The organism is Actinopolymorpha cephalotaxi, assembly GCF_013408535.1.
Lineage (GTDB): Bacteria > Actinomycetota > Actinomycetes > Propionibacteriales > Actinopolymorphaceae > Actinopolymorpha > Actinopolymorpha cephalotaxi.
The window spans coordinates 1,477,725-1,493,890 of sequence record NZ_JACBZA010000001.1 but is presented as its reverse complement, the minus strand read 5'-3'; the positions used below and the strand labels follow the sequence as shown (position 1 = coordinate 1,493,890).

The window sequence follows — 16,166 nt, the reverse complement described above, 5'->3', positions numbered from 1 at the left end:
TAGGTGTTCGCAAGGTCACGTTCGGGCGGTGTCGACGCGGTAGCGCCGCACCACGATCAGTGTGAGCACCACGGTCCAGGCCAGCAACACCGGCACGGCCTTCCACTCGAACCCGCCGAGGCCGAGCGGGCTGCGGCCGATGATGCCGAGCCAGTACGACGGGAGCAGCTGCGCGAGGTTGGCCATCAGCTTCGGCATCGCCTCCACCGGGATGAAGATGCCCCCGAACAGCGACAGGGTCATGAAGATCGCGGGGAAGATCGCCTGGGCGCTGTCGGGCGAGGCGACGTACCCGATGACGACCCCGATCACCGCGAACGGGATCAGCGCCAGCCACAGCCCGGCCGCCGACACCACCCACTCCTGCGGGCTGAGCCGGACGTGCGCGACCAGGGCGCCCGCGCCGTAGACCAGGATGACGGAGGGAACGGCCACCACCATGGCCACCGCGGCCTTGGCCACGAGGTAGGAGACCGGCTTGAGCGGCGTCAGCCGGAGCTGGCGGTTCCAGCCGCTCTGGCGTTCCAGCGCGATCCGCGTGCCCGCCGACATGGCGCCACTCATCGCGCCGAACGCCGCCATCGAGACCATGAGGTACGCCCGGACGTCCACGCCGTGGATGGCTCCCTTGCCGTACATCTGGACGTAGATCAGGAACAGCACCACCGGCATTCCCACGGTGAAGACGAGGAACCGCTTGTTCCGGTAGGCGCGGCGCGCCTCCAGCATGAGGTATCGCGTGGTCATGAGGAACTCCTCCGGTCCTCGGCGGCCAGCTTCCCGGCCCGGTCCTTTGCCTGGTCCTCGGCGGCGGAGGTGAGAGCCACCACGGCGTCCTCGAGGTCGACACTGCGCACCTCGATGTCCGCGGCCTGCTCGTACGCCGGCAACAGCGCGCGCAGCGCGGCGTCCGCGTCGGTGCAGTGCAGCGTCACCTGGTCACCGTGCACCGCGACCTCGGACACACCGGGCAGGGCACCGAGCCGGGCGGCGTCCGCGCCGGGCAGGCGAGCGCTGATGCGCCGGCCGCTCACCTGGTTCTTGATCGCGGCGGCGGTCCCGTCGGCGATGATCCGGCCGGACCGCATCAGCACCACCCGGTCGGCGTAGTCGTCGGCCTCGTCGAGGTAGTGGGTGGCGAACAGCACGGTCCGGCCGGCCGCGGTGAGGTCGCGCATCGAGGCCCAGAAGGCGCGCCGGGACTCCACGTCCATCCCGACGGTGGGTTCGTCCAGGACGAGCAGGACCGGGTCGGGTACGACGGCCAGGGCGAACCGCACCCGCTGGGCCTGCCCGCCGGACAGCTTGCCGGTGGGCCGGTCCGCGAGGTCGGCGATGCCCGCCCGCTCCAGCGCCTCCTTCACCGGCAACGGCGCGCGGTGCAGGGCCGCGAACATCGCGACCAGTTCGCCGACCGTCGCGTCCGGGAGCAGCGACCCGGCCTGCAGCATCGCGCCCACGTGTCCCTGCGCGACCGCCTGCGCGGGCTCGACACCGAACAACGAGACCGTGCCCTGGTCGGGCCTGGCCAGGCCGAGCAACATGTCGACGGTGGTGGACTTGCCGGCGCCGTTGGGGCCGAGCAGCGCCACCACCTCGCCGGGCGCGATGTCGAGGTCGACACCGCGCACCGCGTGCACGTGGCCGTAGCTCTTCACCAGCCCGGACAGGTGGACCGCCATGCCGGTCGTGGCCGGGAATGCGCCCGAGGATGCCGTACGCCGTCGTGACGTACGGGATGAATTCGTACGGGACCGTGCCGTACTGGATGGTGTCGTCACGGAGTCCACGGTGCCCGTCCGGCGGCGTTTCACCCTGCGCCGGTGATCCTGGTCCCGGCATGACATCTGTCACGTCCGGGGCGGACGGTGTCACGTTCTGGCACGCCGGGCGGTCCTGAGGGGGTAGGGACACGGTGATCCGGGGCGGACCGGGGCGCATCCCGGCCGCTCGGGGGCACCGGGGGTCCGATGCCGGTGGGACCTGTCGGTGGTCACGCGTACCGTAGATCAGGTGCGGGAGGTGGAATGAACCAGAAGTCGGATCAGAGCGTGTTCCGGATCTCCGGAGCTCCACGCAGTCTGAAGGCCGATGTTCGGTCCCGGGAGGTGCGCTACCTGATCTCCATGGGGGTGCGGACGCTCTGTTTCGTGGGCGCGTTCGTCACTCAGGGCATCGCTCGATGGCTGCTCATCGTGGCCGCGGTCTTCCTGCCGTACATCGCTGTCGTGATCGCCAACGCCGGCCGGGAACGCACCAAGACTCCGCCGCCGGCCTTCCTGCCTGATCATCGGCTGGAGCTTCCGGCGCCCCCGGAGCGCCCTGTCCCCCCGCAAAATAACGTGAGGACCGGCTAGACCTACCTGGTGCCTTCGTGCCAGACTCGTTCTGCGCGCTCCGCTTCCCCCGTCGGAGTGCGACGTGATGCGATGCCGGGCGGCTTCCCCCGTGGCTGCCCGGCATCGCTTCTTGTCATCTACGGACCGTTATTTATGACTCAGCGTGAGCTTCCCCGCCGAATGTGGGCACTCTCAGCGACTCTTTGCAGTCAGGCTGACCGGAGCCCCAACCGGCCCTGTCGGCCCGGCTCCCCAGGGTCGCCCTCGCAGGAGCGGCAGTCGCGCGGTGAGGTGTGGTCGTGACCGAGAGCGTCTTCGAGGACGAGCCGATCTGTTCGGCCAAGGGCTGCACCGCGCCCGCCGAGTGGGCGCTGCGCTGGAACAATCCGCGCATCCACACCGAGGAACGACGCAAGACCTGGCTCGCGTGTGACGCTCATCGCGCCCAGTTGTCCGACTTCCTGTCGGCCCGCGGCTTCCTGCGCGAAGTGGAACCCTTCTCCCCCGCCTGACGGCAACGCCGCCGGCATGGATGCGGGGGCAGCGCCGGGCCCGGTGTTCCCGCGCCGCACTGGCAAGGCGGAGGAGGAACGCGTAGCGGGGTTCTACGCGAGACGACGACAACGCCGCCCGGGTGGATGCGGGGGCGCCGGGCTAGCCGCCGATGGCGGACATGGGGCGGGATGGTTGCAGGAAGCTGGGGTCGTCGATCCCATGCCCGGGCAGCTTGTTGGCCATCGCGGCCTGCCAGCGCCGGGCGAGTTCGTCGTCGTCGGCGCCTGCCCGCAGCGCGGTGCGCAGGTCGGACTCCGACCGCGCGAACAGGCAGTTGCGGACCTGCCCGTCGGCGGTGAGCCGGACGCGGTCGCAGTCGCCGCAGAAGGGCCTGGTCACCGAGGCGATCACCCCGACCCGGCCCGGGCCGCCGTCGACGAGGAACGACTCGGCGGGTGCGCTGCCCCGTCGGGCGGGGTCGTCGGGCACCAGAGCGAAGCGCGCCTCCAGCCGGTCGATGATCTCCTCAGCGGTGACCATCGTCTGGCGGTCCCAGCCGTGCTGGGCGTCCAGCGGCATCTGCTCGATGAACCGCAGTTCGTATCCGCGCTCCAGGCACCAGGCCAGCAGGTCGGGCGCCTCGTGGTCGTTGGTGCCGCGCATCAGCACGGAGTTGACCTTCACCGGGGTCAGCCCCGCGTCGGCCGCGGCGGCGAGTCCGTCGACCACGTCGTTCCACCGGTCGCGGCGAGTCAGCCGGGCGAACGTGTCCGGGCGCAGCGTGTCGAGGGAGACGTTGATCCGGTCCAGCCCGGCGTCGCGTAGTGGTGCGGCCAGCCGGGTGAGCCCGATGCCGTTGCTGGTGAGCGAGATCTCCGGCCGGGGCGACAGTCGGGCCGTACGGGAAACGATGTCGACCAGGCCACGCCGGACCAGTGGCTCGCCGCCGGTGAAGCGGACCTCGCGTACGCCGAGCCGGCACACGGCGACCTCGACCAGCCGGGCCACCTCGTCGTCGCTGAGCAGCTCCGGCCCGGGCAGCCAGGCGAGCCCTTCGGCGGGCATGCAGTAGGTGCAGCGCAGGTTGCACCGGTCGGTCAGGGAGACCCGCAGATCGGTTGCCACCCGGCCGAAGGAGTCCAGTAGTTGCGCGACCATTCGCCCAGCCTAGGTCACGCCTCCGACAGACGCCCCAGCTCGAGGCCGTACCCGCCAGCGGACTCCACCCAACACCGAGGTCGGCCCACCGCCACCCCGATGGGTGGCCCGCCGGGCTGGTTCGGTTAGCGTCACATCGTGTACCGCTTCCTGTTGCGGCCACGCTGGCTCGCCATGATGGTCGCGGTCGTGATCGCGGCCGCCGTGTGCGTCGAACTCGCCGGCTGGCAGCTGCACCGCCTGGAGGCGCGCCGCGCGCAGAACGCCCTGATCACCAGCAACTCCGGCGTGTCCGCCCGCCCCGTCGGCGACGTGCTGGTGCCGGGCCGTTCGGTGGGCTCGGGCAGGGAGTACGCGACGGTGAAGGCCCGCGGCACCTACGACGCCGCACACCAGATCCTGGTCCGCTACCGCCCGCTGCAGGGCGAGCCCGGCTTCGACGTCGTCACCCCGCTCCGGCTGGCCGGGTCGAAGTACGCCGTGCTGGTCAACCGGGGCTGGATTCCCAGCCTTCGGTCCACCGGCGCACCGAAGGCGCCCACCCCGCCCGCCGGCGAGGTCACCGTGATCGCGCGGGTCCGGGCCAGCGAGGCCGCGGACCGGCAGGTGCCGGTGAACGACGGGCAGGTCCGGTTCATCCAGGTCCGGGCGATCTCGGCGGCCGTGCCGTACCCCCTGCTCGGCGACTACATCGAACTCGCCCGCCAGATCCCCGCCCAGCGCGCCGACCTCCCCCACATGCTGCCGCCGCCGGAGCTGTCGGAGGGGCCGCACCTGGCGTACGCGTTCCAGTGGTACATGTTCGCGCTGATCGCGGTCGGCGGCGCGATCTTCCTGGCGTACGACGAGGCACACGAGGGCCGGCTGCGCGAACGGCTCCGGAACATGCGGGTCGAACCCAACGAACCCCGCCAACCCGGCCAACCCCGCCAAGCGCCCGGGCGCACCGCACCCGGACGCACACCCCCGGGGCGAACCCCCGGACCGCCCGACCGCCCCGGCCCGCCCGGTCCGACAGGCACTCGCGGGCACTCGGGTGGGAGCGCGACACTGGAGGACGAGGACAGCGCACGGCGTTCCACCTGACGGCGGTGAGGAGCGTGGGCATGGCGGCACCCATCGAGGACTACGCCATCGTCGGCGACATGCAGACCGCCGCCCTGGTCAGCAGGTCCGGCTCCATCGACTGGCTGTGCTTCCCCCGCTTCGACTCCGGCGCGTGCTTCGCCGCCCTGCTCGGCGAGGCGGACAACGGCCACTGGACGGTCGCTCCCCGCGGCGGCTCGGCGCGTGCGGCCCGGCGGCGCTACCGAGGCGACACGCTGGTCCTGGAGACCGAGTGGGAGGTCCCCGAGGGTGCGGTCCGGGTGATCGACTTCATGCCGCCCCGGCACCAGGCGCCCGACATCGTGCGCATCGTCGAGGGCATCTCCGGGCGGGTGCCGATGCGCAGCTGCCTGCGGCTGCGCTTCGACTACGGCACCGTCGTCCCGTGGGTCCGCAAGATCGACCAGCAGATCGCCGCGGTCGCCGGTCCGGACGCGGTCTGGCTGCGCTCCGACGTACCCACGTACGGGCGGGACTTCGCGACGTACTCCGACTTCGAGGTGTGCGCGAACGACCGGGTGCGGTTCGTACTCACCTGGCATCCCTCCCACCTGCCGCCGCCGACCCCGGTCGACGCCGACGAGGAACTCGCCCACACCGAGGCGCTGTGGAAGGCGTGGTCGGGGCAGTCCATCTACGCCGGCCCGTGGCGGGAGGCGGTGCAGCGTTCGCTGCTGACATTGAAGGCGCTGACGTACGAGCCGACCGGCGGGATCGTGGCCGCGGCCACCACCTCGCTACCCGAGGACATCGGCGGCAGCCGCAACTGGGACTACCGCTACTGCTGGCTGCGCGACGCCACCATGACGTTGTCCGCGCTGATCCGCAGCGGGTACGACGAGGAGGCGGCCGCGTGGCGCCAGTGGCTGCTGCGCGCGGTGGCCGGATCTCCGGCCGACCTGCAGATCATGTACGGCGTGGCCGGTGAGCGCCGGCTGCTGGAGTACGACCTGCCGTGGCTTTCCGGCTACGAGGACTCCCGCCCCGTCCGGGTCGGCAACCTGGCGGTCGACCAACTCCAGCTGGACGTGTACGGCGAGGTGATCGACGCCCTCGCGCTGGCCCGCCAGGCCGGGCTCGACCCGCACGAGGAGTCGTGGTCGCTGCAGGCGGTGCTGATCTCCCACCTCAGTGAGCACTGGCACGACCACGACGAGGGGATCTGGGAGGTACGCGGTCCGCGCCGGCCGTTCACCCATTCCAAGGTGATGGCCTGGGTGGCGATGGACCGCGCGGTGAGGGCGGTCGAGGAGTACGGGGTGCGCGGCCCGGTCGGGAAGTGGCGCGCCGTCCGGGACGAGATCCACCGCGAGGTGTGCGCCAAGGGGTACGACGCCGACCGCAACACCTTCACCCAGTCGTTCGGTTCCCGCGACGTGGACGCCGCGCTGCTGCTGATCCCACAGGTCGGCTTCCTGCCGCCGGACGACCCGCGCGTGGTGGGCACCATCGAGGCCGTGCAGCGCGAGCTCACCCGCGACGGGCTGGTGATGCGCTACCCCAGTGACGAGGGCGGCCGGCGCGGCACCGACGGGATGCCCGGGACCGAGGGGACCTTCCTCGCGTGCACGTTCTGGCTGGCCGACGACCTGGCGATGATCGGGCGTACGCGCGAGGCATGCGACCTGTTCTGCCGGCTGCTGGACCTGCGCAACGACGTCGGACTGCTCTCGGAGGAGTACGACCCGCGCCACCGCCGGATGGTGGGCAACTTCCCGCAGGCGTACAGCCACATCGCGCTGATCAACTCGGCCCTGCACCTGGACGGCGGCACCCCGGTGCGCAGCGACCCGAACCACGCCGCCTCGCAGGAATGAGCTCCGGGCTCGGGACGTCCAGGATTCTTCCGCGGAAGAATGCTCGTGCCGCCGAACGGCCTCCGCCCTTTTTCCGCGGAAGAATCCGCCACTCCGATCCCTTGTGAGTGCCGGCTTTTCCGAGGACGTCCGGTAGCCCGGGCAAGCGTGAAGACCGGCGGTGGTCCTGGGCACCGGTCGTCTTCACGCTTCGCCGCGGCGGGCCAGGTCGAGGCGAGAGTGTGAAGAGTGAGGGTGGCTCTGACCACCCGGACTCTTCACGTTCGCCAGGCATCGGCCCGTTCGCTTCGCGTCGCCCCCCGCACGACCCTGGCGCCTGTCGCCTTGTCCTCGGCGTTCTTCCGCGGAGGAACGACCTGGGATCGGGACGAGCTGGGAAGACTTATGGGGCCTATGGCACCCACAAGTCTTCCCAGCTTGGGAAAACTCCGCGAACCCCGCGGCGGTCAGGCTCCGGCGGTCGCGTCGAGGTGCTCGGTCAGCCGGTCGGCCGCCAGCGCGAGCGCGGTGTCCAGCCGCTCGACGTCGCGGCCACCCGCGTGCGCGAACGAACCGTTGCCGCCCGCGCCCCCGCCGATCGCGCGACCGGCCGGTGTCAACAGCTCCTTGGCGGTGCCGCGACCCGCCGACGACGGGTCGACCGCCAGCACCAGCTGCGCCCTGCCGTCGTACGCGCGAGCGAGGACGACGCCGCCGGGCCGGTCCCGCGGACCGCGTTCCAGCACCGCCTGCGCAAGCTCCCGGAGGTCGACGTCACGCGAGTCCACACCGCCCGCATCGACACCGCCGGGCTCGTCCACCCGGCTCGCCACCAGCCAGCCGCCGGACGCGGTGTCCCGGCGCCTGCTCACCAGCCGGTCCGCACCCGCCAGCAGGTCCGCCCGGCGGCGCTTGCCGAGCTCCCGTTCGGCGTCGGCGAGATCTGTGAGCCGCCGCCGGAGCTGGTCGAGGATCCGGTCCCCCGACGCGCCGGAGCCTGACCGACCGGACCCGCCGGACCCGCCGAGCAGGTCCTGGATCTGTTCCAGCAGCCGGTGTTCGTGGTCGGCGTACCGCAGCGCGTCCACGCCGGTCAGCGCCTCCAGCCGGCGTACCCCGGCACCGACGGAGGACTCTCCCACGATCCGTACCGGCCCCGCCGCGCTCGCGTGCCCGACGTGCGTGCCGCCGCACAGCTCTCGGGAGAAGTCGCCGATGTCGACGACCCGGACCACCTCGCCGTACGTCTCGCCGAACAACGCGATCGCACCCGCGGCCCGCGCCTCGGCCTGGCTGGTCTCCCACACGCGCACCTCGGGATCGGCCAGCAGCCGCTGGTTGACCCCGTCCTCGACCGCGCGCACCTGGTCGGGGTCCAGCGGCGCGAAGTGCGACACGTCGAACCGCAGCCGTCCCGGCGCCACCAGAGAGCCCTGCTGGCGCGCGTGGCCGCCGAGGTGCTCCCGGAGAACCGCGTGCAGCACGTGCGTCGCGCTGTGCGAACGCGCGGTCGCCTGCCGGCGCCGCACGTCGACGGTCGACTGAGCCGGCTCACCCGGCCGGAGTTCGCCGTGGACCACCTCGACCTCGTGCACGTGCAGGCCGCCGGGCCCACGCCGGGTGTCCAGCACCCGCAGGCTGGTGTCGCCGTCCGGCCCCGGCGACCCGGAACCGGACGCCACCCGGATCGTTCCGGTGTCACCGACCTGGCCACCGGACTCCGCGTACATCGGCGTGCGGTCCAGGACGAGCGTGCACCGCTCCCCCTCGGTCGCCACCGCGAGCTCGCGGCCGTCGCGCACCAGCGCCAGCACGGTGCCGTCCGCCTGGTGGCGGTCGTAGCCGACGAACCGGGTCGGCCCGTGTCGCTCGGCGAGCGCGCGGTAGGGCACGTCGACGTCGCCGGACGCCGAGGTTCGCGCCTGCCGCGCCCGCTCACGCTGGTGCTCCATCAGCGCCGCGAACCGGTCGGTGTCGACCGTGAGTCCCGCCTCCGCCGCCACCTCGACGGTGAGGTCGACCGGGAAGCCGTAGGTGTCGTGGAGTTCGAACGCCGTACGGCCGGACAGCGCGGGCCGCCGCCCCGAGGATCCCGCGGTCCGCGCCGGCTCCAAGGACCCCGAGGGTCCCGAGGGTTCCGGTGTTCCGGACTCCGCCCTCGCCCGCCGGATCGCGGTGTCCAGCAGCCGGGTGCCGTGCGTCAGTGTCCGGCCGAACGCCTCCTCCTCGTGCGCGATCGCCTGCCGGACCAGCGCGCGGTGCCCGGAAAGCTCCGGCCAGGACTCCATGTGTGTGTCGACCACCTGGTCGGCGAGGTCGGCGAGCACAGGCGACTCGACCCCGAGCAGACGCGCGTGCCGGACCGCCCGGCGGACCAGCCGGCGCAGCACGTAACCACGCCCGTCCGGGCCGGGCAGTACGCCGTCGGCCAGCAGGAACGATGCCGCCCGCACGTGGTCGACGACGATCCGCGCGGACAGCTCCGGCGACCGGGTGCGTGATCCCGACGCCTGGCCGAGCACGCTCGACAGCACCGGCAGGAGCGCGTCGGTGCGGTGGATGTGGGGTACGTCCTGCAGCACCACGGCCGCGCGTTCGACGCCGAGCCCGGACTCCACGCACGCCTGCGGCAGGTCACCGACGATCGGGAAGTCGTCGTCGGTGCCGCCCTCGCCGCGTACGTGCCGCATGAACACGAGGTTCCAGACCTCGAGGAACCGGTCGGGGTCCGCGGCCGGTCCGCCGTCGCGGCCGAACTCCGGGCCCCGGTCGTAGAAGATCTCCGTGCACGGCCCGCACGGCCCGGGCCCGCCGGTGGACCAGTAGTTGTCGGCCATGCCGAGCCGCTGGATGCGTTCGGGCGGGATGCCGATCCGCTGCCAGCGGGCCGGGGTCTCGTCGTCGTCGCGGTAGACGGTCGCCCACAGCCGGCCGGGGTCAAGGCCCAGGCGTTCGGTGAGGAACTCGTACGCCCACGGCACCACCTCGTCCGGTCCATAGGAGCCGAAGGAGAAGTTGCCGAGCATCTCGAAGAACGTCGTGTGCCGGTCGGTGTGCCCGATTCCTTCGATGTCGACGGTCCGCACGCACTTCTGCGCCGAGGTGAGCCGGGTCGCGGGCGGGGTGGAGAGCCTCAGGAAGTACGGCTTGAACTGCACCATGCCGGCGGTGGTGAAAAGCATGGTGGGGTCGTCGGTGACGAGGGAGGAGGACGGTACGACCTGATGGTCGCGGTCGGTGAAGAAGTTCAGGAAGGTACGGCGGATGTCGACGGTGCGCACGAGAGGCCTCGGTTCTTCGAAGATCGGCGGAGCGAACGGGAATCGCGTTCACGCCGAGCCGGACCGAGGGCCGGTCGAGGAGTCAGCGAAGACGGACCTCGGCGCCCAGCTCGGCGCACCTAGCTCGCTGTCCGACCCGCATCGCTCGACCCTTCTCGCTCACGTCGTTGTTGTCGACTGCTGCCGACGGCTCACGCCGCCCGGCCGGTGTCGTGCACCGGTCACCCGGACGGCTCTCGTCCGTGCCACGTGTGCCCAGCCACGTGTGCCGAGCCCAGTATGCCGAGCCCGGCCTGCCGGCTCCAGCGGGTTTTCCGGAGCCGGACCACCGGTCAGGTCGCCGGCGCGTCCACCTTCTCCGCGGAGAAGTCCGGTTGCTCCTCCAGGTCCGGCGCCCGGGTCACTCCGGTCCGGTGCGCGGTGACCTCCGCCAGCGCGGCGCCGGCTCCCGTGAGCCGGATCTCCAGCCGATCGGCAGTCACCTCGCCGAAGGGATGAATCCGGCGTACCCCGATGGTGCCGCCGGCCGCCACCACCGTCCCGTCGACGAGCACCTCGTGCGCGGTGACGTGCTGCCCGGCCGCGAGATCCTCACCGAGAACCACGTGGTCGAACGACATCCGCGCACCGAGGTCGACCCGGACCACCGTCGTGACCGCGTCCGTCGTGCCCGCGTCCGTCGGCGCCCCCGAACGTGTCGTCGGGTCCGGCTCGGCGGTCAGCACACCCGGCCGCCCGGACCCGAAGCGGCGTCGCAGCTCCGCACCGAACTCGCCCAGCCGAGCACGGTCGTGGTCGTCCAGCAGCCCACGCCGGTCCGGCGGGACGTTCAGCAGCAGGCCGGCGCCGAGCCCCACCGAGCGTTGGTGGATCGCCAGCAGGTGCTCCAGGCTCTTCAGCGTCGCCAGGTCGTCGGACTGCCAGAACCAGTGCCGCCGGATCGGTACGTCACACTCCGGCGGCAGGTAGCGACCCTCGCCGAGCCATGCCCGGTCACCGCCCTCGCTGCCGGTGTCGCCGTCGACCGCGGAGACGACGTACTCACACGGGTCGGCGGCCAGCCCGTCCTCGTTGCCCACCCAGCGGATGGTGGGGCGGCCCATGTTGAACACCATCGCGTCCGGCTGGTGCCGGTCGAGCACGTCCATGATCCGGTCCCAGTCGTAGACCCGGCCCTCGGAGCCGGCGCCGTCGAACCACACCTCGAACAACGGGCCGTACCGCGTGCAGAGCTCGGTCAGCTGGCGGACGTAGAAGTCGTCGTAGGCGGCCGGGTCGGCGTAACAGGCGGCGTTGCGGTCCCAGGGCGACAGGTAGAGCCCGAGGCCGAGCCCCGCGTCCCGGCAGGCCTGGGCGAGCTCCTCGACGACGTCGCCGCGCCCGCCCCGCCACGGCGAGGACCGGACGGAGTAGTCGGTGGTGTCGGTCGGCCACAGGCAGAAGCCGTCGTGGTGCTTGGCGGTGAGCACGACATAGCGCATGCCGGCGTCGACAGCGGTGTCCACCCACTGCCGCGCGTCCAGGTCGGTGGGCGCGAACCCCGAGGGCGGCAGCGTGCCGTCGCTCCACTCCTTGTCGAAGAACGTGTTGATGCCGAAGTGGCAGAACATCCCCATCCCGGCGCGCTGCCAGGCCAGCTGTGCGGGCGTCGGGCGTCGGCTCGAGGGCACGGCGTGCGTCATGGGCGCTCCCTGGGGTCCGTCCGGGTCACTTCAGCCGCCTCTTCTGTTGCGATCTTCTGTCGCGATCTTCCGAGGCGGGTCGAACCCTAGGCCATCCCTCCGACAGGCCGTCCCAGGACTTTCTACGAGAGCTCCGGGTGGCCGGTCGCCTCGTCGGCCAGCCGGGGCAGCACCTCGCCGATGGGAGTACGCAGGACCGCCGACGCCACGTCGTCGTACGGCGTCGGCTGGGCGTTGACCACGACCAGCCGGGCACCCGCCCGCAGCGCGACGTCGCACAGGCCGGCCGCCGGGTGGACCTGCAGCGACGTACCGATCGCGAGCAGCAGGTCACACGCGCGGGCCGCCTCCTGCGCGGCCAGCAGCACCGCGCGGTCCAGCGACTCCCCGAACGAGATCGTCGCCGACTTCTGGATGCCGCCTCAGCGCAGGCAGCGCGGGTCCGCCTCGCCGGTCTCCACCCGGGCCAGCACGTCGCGCATGGGCGTACGAAGCCCGCAGTCCACGCAGGTCACCCACCAGATCGTGCCGTGGATCTCGATCACCCGCCGCGACCCCGCGCGCTGGTGCAGCCCGTCGATGTTCTGCGTGACGACCGCGGCCACCAGGTCGGCTTCCTCCAGCCGGGCAAGTGCGGTGTGGGCGGGGTTGGGCCGGGCCGACCAGGCCGGGTGGTCGAGTCGGCGGCGCCACGCCTCGGCGCGCAGGCCGGGGTCGGCGAGGTAGTCCTGCAGAGTGGACAGGCGCTCGGCCTTCGGGTCCCGGGTCCACACGCCGTTCGGGCCGCGGAAGTCCGGGATGCCGGAGTCGGTGGAGATCCCGGCGCCGGTGAGGACGGTGACTGTGCCGGCCGTACGCAGCCAGGCGCCCACGGAGCGGTCGTCCTCGAAGACACCACCGGACCCGCCGCCAGCCGCCATGCCACCGACCGTACGCGAGGACGCGGGCGGACCGCGACCGGCCGCAGCGGACCGTCCCGCGGCGCCGCACCCGAGCGCACCCGGCGTGACGGAGGCCGGCCCGGCGCTCCGGGATGCCCAGACTGGTCGGACCACCCAGCGTGTCAGTGCGCATGGCGTGACCGTCATGAGGAAGGATGAGGCACCGTGGATCTTGGCGTGCGGGACCGGGTGTTCCTACTCAGTGGTGCGAGTCGCGGGCTGGGCCGCGCGGTGGCGGAGGTGCTGGTCGCGGAGGGTGCCTACGTGGTGATCTCCGCGCGCAGCGAGGAGGGCGTGCAACGCGCCGCCGCGAGCCTGGGCACCGCGCGGGCCGTCGGTGTCGCGGCCGACAACGCCGAGCCCGCCTCGTCCGAACGCCTCGTCGCCACCGCGATGGCGAAGTGGGGACGGCTGGACGGCGCGCTGATCAGCGTCGGCGGGCCCGCGCCCGGCACCGCGATGGACGCCGAGGACGAGCAGTGGCGGTCGGCGTTCGAGTCGGTGTTCCTCGGTGGCCTGCGGCTGGCCCGCTCGGTCGCCACGGCCTGCCGCGACGGCGGCTCGATCGCGTTCGTCCTGTCGAGTTCGGTGCGCGCGCCGATTCCGGGGCTGGCGATCTCCAACGGCCTGCGCCCCGGCCTGGCCGGGCTGGCCAAGACGCTGGCCGACGAGCTGGGGCCGGCCGGCGTACGCGTCAACGCCCTGCTGCCCGGCAGCTTCGACACCGAACGCACCCGCGAGATCGCCGACCAGAGCCCCGATCCGGAGGCCTACCGCCGCCGGCGCGAGGCGGAGATCCCGCTGCGGAGGTACGGCTCACCGCTGGAGTTCGGCCGGGTGGCGGCGTTCGTGCTCGCCCCGGTGGCGTCGTACATGACCGGTACGACGGTCTCCGTCGACGGTGGCGCCACCCGCGCGATCTGAGGTCGTACCCCAAGTAGCGCGGGCGCCCCCGCGCTACAGCGTGCCCTGCGCCTCGGCCTGGGGTCGGAACTGCGTCCGGTAGAGCTCGGCGTACAGCCCGCCGGCGGCCAGCAGCTGCTCGTGCGTCCCGCGCTCGGCGATCCGCCCCTCGTCCAGCACGACGATGAGGTCGGCGTCGCGTACGGTCGACAGCCGGTGGGCGATCACCAGCGACGTCCGGCCGGTCAGCGCGGTGGCGAGGGCCTTCTGCACCGCGGCCTCCGACTCCGAGTCCAGGTGCGCGGTCGCCTCGTCCAGGACGACGATCCGGGGCGCCTTGAGCAGCAGCCGGGCGATCGCGAGGCGCTGCTTCTCCCCGCCGGACAGCCGGTAGCCGCGTTCGCCCACCACGGTGTCCAGCCCGTCGGCCAGTCCGCTGACGAGCGTCCAGATCTGCGCGGCCCGCAGCGCCTCGACGAGCTCGTCGTCGGTGGCGTCCTGCCTGGCGTACAGCAGGTTGGCCCGGATGGTGTCGTGGAACATGTGCGGGTCCTGGGTGACCACCCCGATCGCCGACCGCAGCGACTCAAGCGTGAGGTCGCGGACGTCGATGCCGCCCACCCGCAGGGCACCCGAGGTGACGTCGTACATCCGGGTGACCAGGTGCGTCATCGTCGTCTTGCCCGCACCGGACTGCCCGACCAGCGCCACCAGCTGCCCGGCTTCGGCGCGCACCGACACCTCGTGCAGCACCTGGGCGGACGCGGTCTGGTCGAGGACGGCGACGGTCTCCAGCGACGCCAGCGAGACGTCGGCGGCGCGGGGGTACTCGAAGCTCACCCGGTCGAACTCGATGCTCGCGGGCACGCCGGCCGGCAGGTCGCGGGCGCCGGGGAGGTTCTTCACCAGCGGCTCCAGGTCGAGCACCTCGAACACCCGCTCGAAGCTCACCAGTGCGGTCATGATGTCGACGTGCACGTTGGACAGCGCGGTCAGCGGGCCGTACAGCCTGGTGAGGTACGCCGTCAGCGCCACCAGTGTTCCGACGCTCAGTGCTCCGGCCACCGCCTGGACACCGCCCCAGCCGTAGACCAGCGCCACCGACAGTGAGGCGACCAGCATCAGCGCGGTGAAGAACACCCGGCTGTACATCGCCTGGGTGACGCCGATGTCGCGGACCCGGGCCGCCCGCTGCCCGAACGCCTCGTCCTCCGCCTCGTGCCGGCCGAACAGCTTCACCAGCAGGGCGCCGGACACGCCGAGCCGCTCGGTCAGCATCGAGTTCATCTGCGCGTTGAGGTCGTAGGACTCCCGGGTGATCGCCTGCAGCTTGCGTCCCAGCCAGCGCGCCGGCAGCAGGAACAGCGGCAGCATGACCAGCGAGACCAGGGTGATCTGCCAGGACAGCACGAACATCGCACTCAGCGTGAACACGGCGGTGAGGAGGTTGCTGACGACGTTCGACAGCGTGGAGGTGAACGCCTGCTGTGCGCCGAGAACGTCGTTGTTGAGCCGGGACACCAGGGCGCCGGTCTGGGTACGGGTGAAGAACGCCAGCGGCATCCGCTGGATGTGCGCGAACACCCGCGAGCGCATGTCGTAGATCAGGCCCTCGCCGATCCGAGAGCCGCAGTAGCGCTCGACCAGGCCGAGGGCGCCGGTCAGCACGGCGATGCCCGCGACCACCAGGGCCAGCCGGACCACCAGGCTCGAGTCCTTGCCGAGCACGCCCTCGTTGATGATCTCCCGGAAGATCAGCGGCGTGACCGCGCCGGCGGCGGCGTCGACCGCCAGCAGCACCGTCAGGCCGACGACGAACCCCTTGTAGGGCCGGGCGAACGCCGCGATCCGCCGGATCGTGCCGGGCGCCAGCCGCCGGCGGGCAGCCGAGCGGTCCCGGGTGAAGGAACGCATCGTGCCCCAGCCACCACCGTGCATGCTCAAGGCGCGGTTTCCCTTCGTCGGCGACCGTCCGCACGGACCGTCCGCACAGTGAACCCCCTGGCCGGTGAAGGTCTTCCCCGGCCAGGGGGTTCTTTCGTCAGGGCATCATGGTCTCGCAGAGACCGGCCCAGCCCCCTGGTGACCCCCGCGGTCCCAAGGCCGTGGCCTGCCTTCCGTACGTGTGCTCCTCGCGTCTGACGGGGGGCGTACGGCGGCGCGGCGTCAGGCCCGCACCTTCTTGGCCCGGGTCGCCCCGCCCCTGCTGCGAAGCCGCACCCCGGACTCGCTCAGCAACCGGTGCACGAACCCGTAGGAACGGCCGGTCTCCTGAGCGATCGTGCGGATGCTCTTTCCTCCGTCGTACCTTCGTCTCAGATCCGCGGCGAGCTTGTCCCGCTGTGGTCCGGTGACCCGAACGCCCTTCTTCAATGTCTCGACCACGCTTGCCTCCGCTGGCGAGTTGGCGGTTGCCCTGGGGCTCACATGGCAGAGCCGCACGGCATTCGATCAACCCACCAAT

The 16,166-nt window shown here is 72.0% G+C and carries 12 protein-coding genes and 1 pseudogene; 5 read left to right on the top strand and 8 right to left on the bottom strand.

Going from position 1 to position 16,166, the window contains the following annotated elements:
* Nucleotides 1–15 precede the first annotated feature (15 nt).
* The gene (locus FHR37_RS06700) at nucleotides 16–747 is read right to left on the bottom strand and encodes an ABC transporter permease (protein WP_092882977.1); all 732 of its coding nucleotides are present in this window, start codon (nucleotides 745–747) and stop codon (nucleotides 16–18) included.
* Entirely contained in the window at nucleotides 744–1,781 is a 1,038-nt protein-coding gene (locus FHR37_RS06695; RefSeq protein WP_237768721.1) for an ABC transporter ATP-binding protein, read from the bottom strand. The genes FHR37_RS06700 and FHR37_RS06695 overlap by 4 nt, the downstream gene beginning before the upstream one ends.
* Nucleotides 1,782–2,027: 246 nt before the next feature.
* Here FHR37_RS06695 and FHR37_RS06690 point away from each other — a divergent pair, with 246 nt between their 5' ends.
* Together FHR37_RS06690 and FHR37_RS06685 are read left to right on the top strand one after the other, a co-directional pair.
* Nucleotides 2,028–2,357 carry a DUF3099 domain-containing protein gene (locus tag FHR37_RS06690; protein WP_092882979.1) on the top strand — a complete coding sequence of 110 codons (330 nt, stop codon included), beginning with the start codon at nucleotides 2,028–2,030 and terminating at the stop codon, nucleotides 2,355–2,357.
* Nucleotides 2,358–2,638: 281 nt separating this feature from the next.
* Nucleotides 2,639–2,851 carry a hypothetical protein gene (locus tag FHR37_RS06685; RefSeq protein WP_092883213.1) on the top strand — a complete coding sequence of 71 codons (213 nt, stop codon included), beginning with the start codon at nucleotides 2,639–2,641 and terminating at the stop codon, nucleotides 2,849–2,851.
* 142 nt (nucleotides 2,852–2,993) lie between these two features.
* Here FHR37_RS06685 and moaA read toward each other — a convergent pair whose 3' ends face one another.
* Entirely contained in the window at nucleotides 2,994–3,992 is a 999-nt protein-coding gene (gene moaA / locus FHR37_RS06680) for a GTP 3',8-cyclase MoaA (RefSeq protein ID WP_092882980.1), read from the bottom strand.
* A 138-nt stretch (nucleotides 3,993–4,130) separates the two neighbouring features.
* Between moaA and FHR37_RS06675 the strand changes: the two genes are divergently transcribed.
* Nucleotides 4,131–5,078 carry an SURF1 family cytochrome oxidase biogenesis protein gene (locus tag FHR37_RS06675; protein WP_092882981.1) on the top strand — a complete coding sequence of 316 codons (948 nt, stop codon included), beginning with the start codon at nucleotides 4,131–4,133 and terminating at the stop codon, nucleotides 5,076–5,078.
* 20 nt (nucleotides 5,079–5,098) lie between these two features.
* Complete coding sequence (locus FHR37_RS06670; protein ID WP_092882982.1) at nucleotides 5,099–6,916, top strand: glycoside hydrolase family 15 protein; 1,818 nt, start codon at nucleotides 5,099–5,101, stop codon at nucleotides 6,914–6,916.
* A 446-nt stretch (nucleotides 6,917–7,362) separates the two neighbouring features.
* Here FHR37_RS06670 and alaS read toward each other — a convergent pair whose 3' ends face one another.
* The 3 genes and pseudogenes from alaS to FHR37_RS06655 all read right to left on the bottom strand — a co-directional run bounded on the left by alaS (nucleotide 7,363) and on the right by FHR37_RS06655 (nucleotide 12,778).
* Nucleotides 7,363–10,176 carry an alanine--tRNA ligase gene (gene alaS, locus FHR37_RS06665; RefSeq protein WP_092882983.1) on the bottom strand — a complete coding sequence of 938 codons (2,814 nt, stop codon included), beginning with the start codon at nucleotides 10,174–10,176 and terminating at the stop codon, nucleotides 7,363–7,365.
* A 332-nt stretch (nucleotides 10,177–10,508) separates the two neighbouring features.
* Nucleotides 10,509–11,858, bottom strand: coding sequence for an alpha-L-fucosidase (locus tag FHR37_RS06660; protein WP_092882984.1), 1,350 nt, complete (start codon nucleotides 11,856–11,858; stop codon nucleotides 10,509–10,511).
* Nucleotides 11,859–11,980: 122 nt separating this feature from the next.
* Nucleotides 11,981–12,778 (bottom strand): annotated as a pseudogene (locus tag FHR37_RS06655) (SIR2 family NAD-dependent protein deacylase).
* Nucleotides 12,779–12,964: 186 nt separating this feature from the next.
* On the opposite strand from FHR37_RS06655, the gene FHR37_RS06650 reads away from it, so the two are divergent.
* Nucleotides 12,965–13,723 (top strand): SDR family oxidoreductase, encoded by a 759-nt coding sequence (locus FHR37_RS06650; protein ID WP_092882985.1) that lies wholly within the window; start codon nucleotides 12,965–12,967, stop codon nucleotides 13,721–13,723.
* A 33-nt stretch (nucleotides 13,724–13,756) separates the two neighbouring features.
* Here the strand turns inward: FHR37_RS06650 and FHR37_RS06645 are convergent, their stop codons facing one another.
* Both FHR37_RS06645 and FHR37_RS06640 read right to left on the bottom strand, forming a co-directional pair.
* On the bottom strand, nucleotides 13,757–15,640 hold the full coding sequence (locus tag FHR37_RS06645; RefSeq protein ID WP_092882986.1) for an ABC transporter ATP-binding protein: 1,884 nt from the start codon (nucleotides 15,638–15,640) through the stop codon (nucleotides 13,757–13,759).
* Nucleotides 15,641–15,868: 228 nt separating this feature from the next.
* Entirely contained in the window at nucleotides 15,869–16,087 is a 219-nt protein-coding gene (locus FHR37_RS06640; protein ID WP_092882987.1) for a helix-turn-helix domain-containing protein, read from the bottom strand.
* Nucleotides 16,088–16,166: the final 79 nt, after the last annotated feature.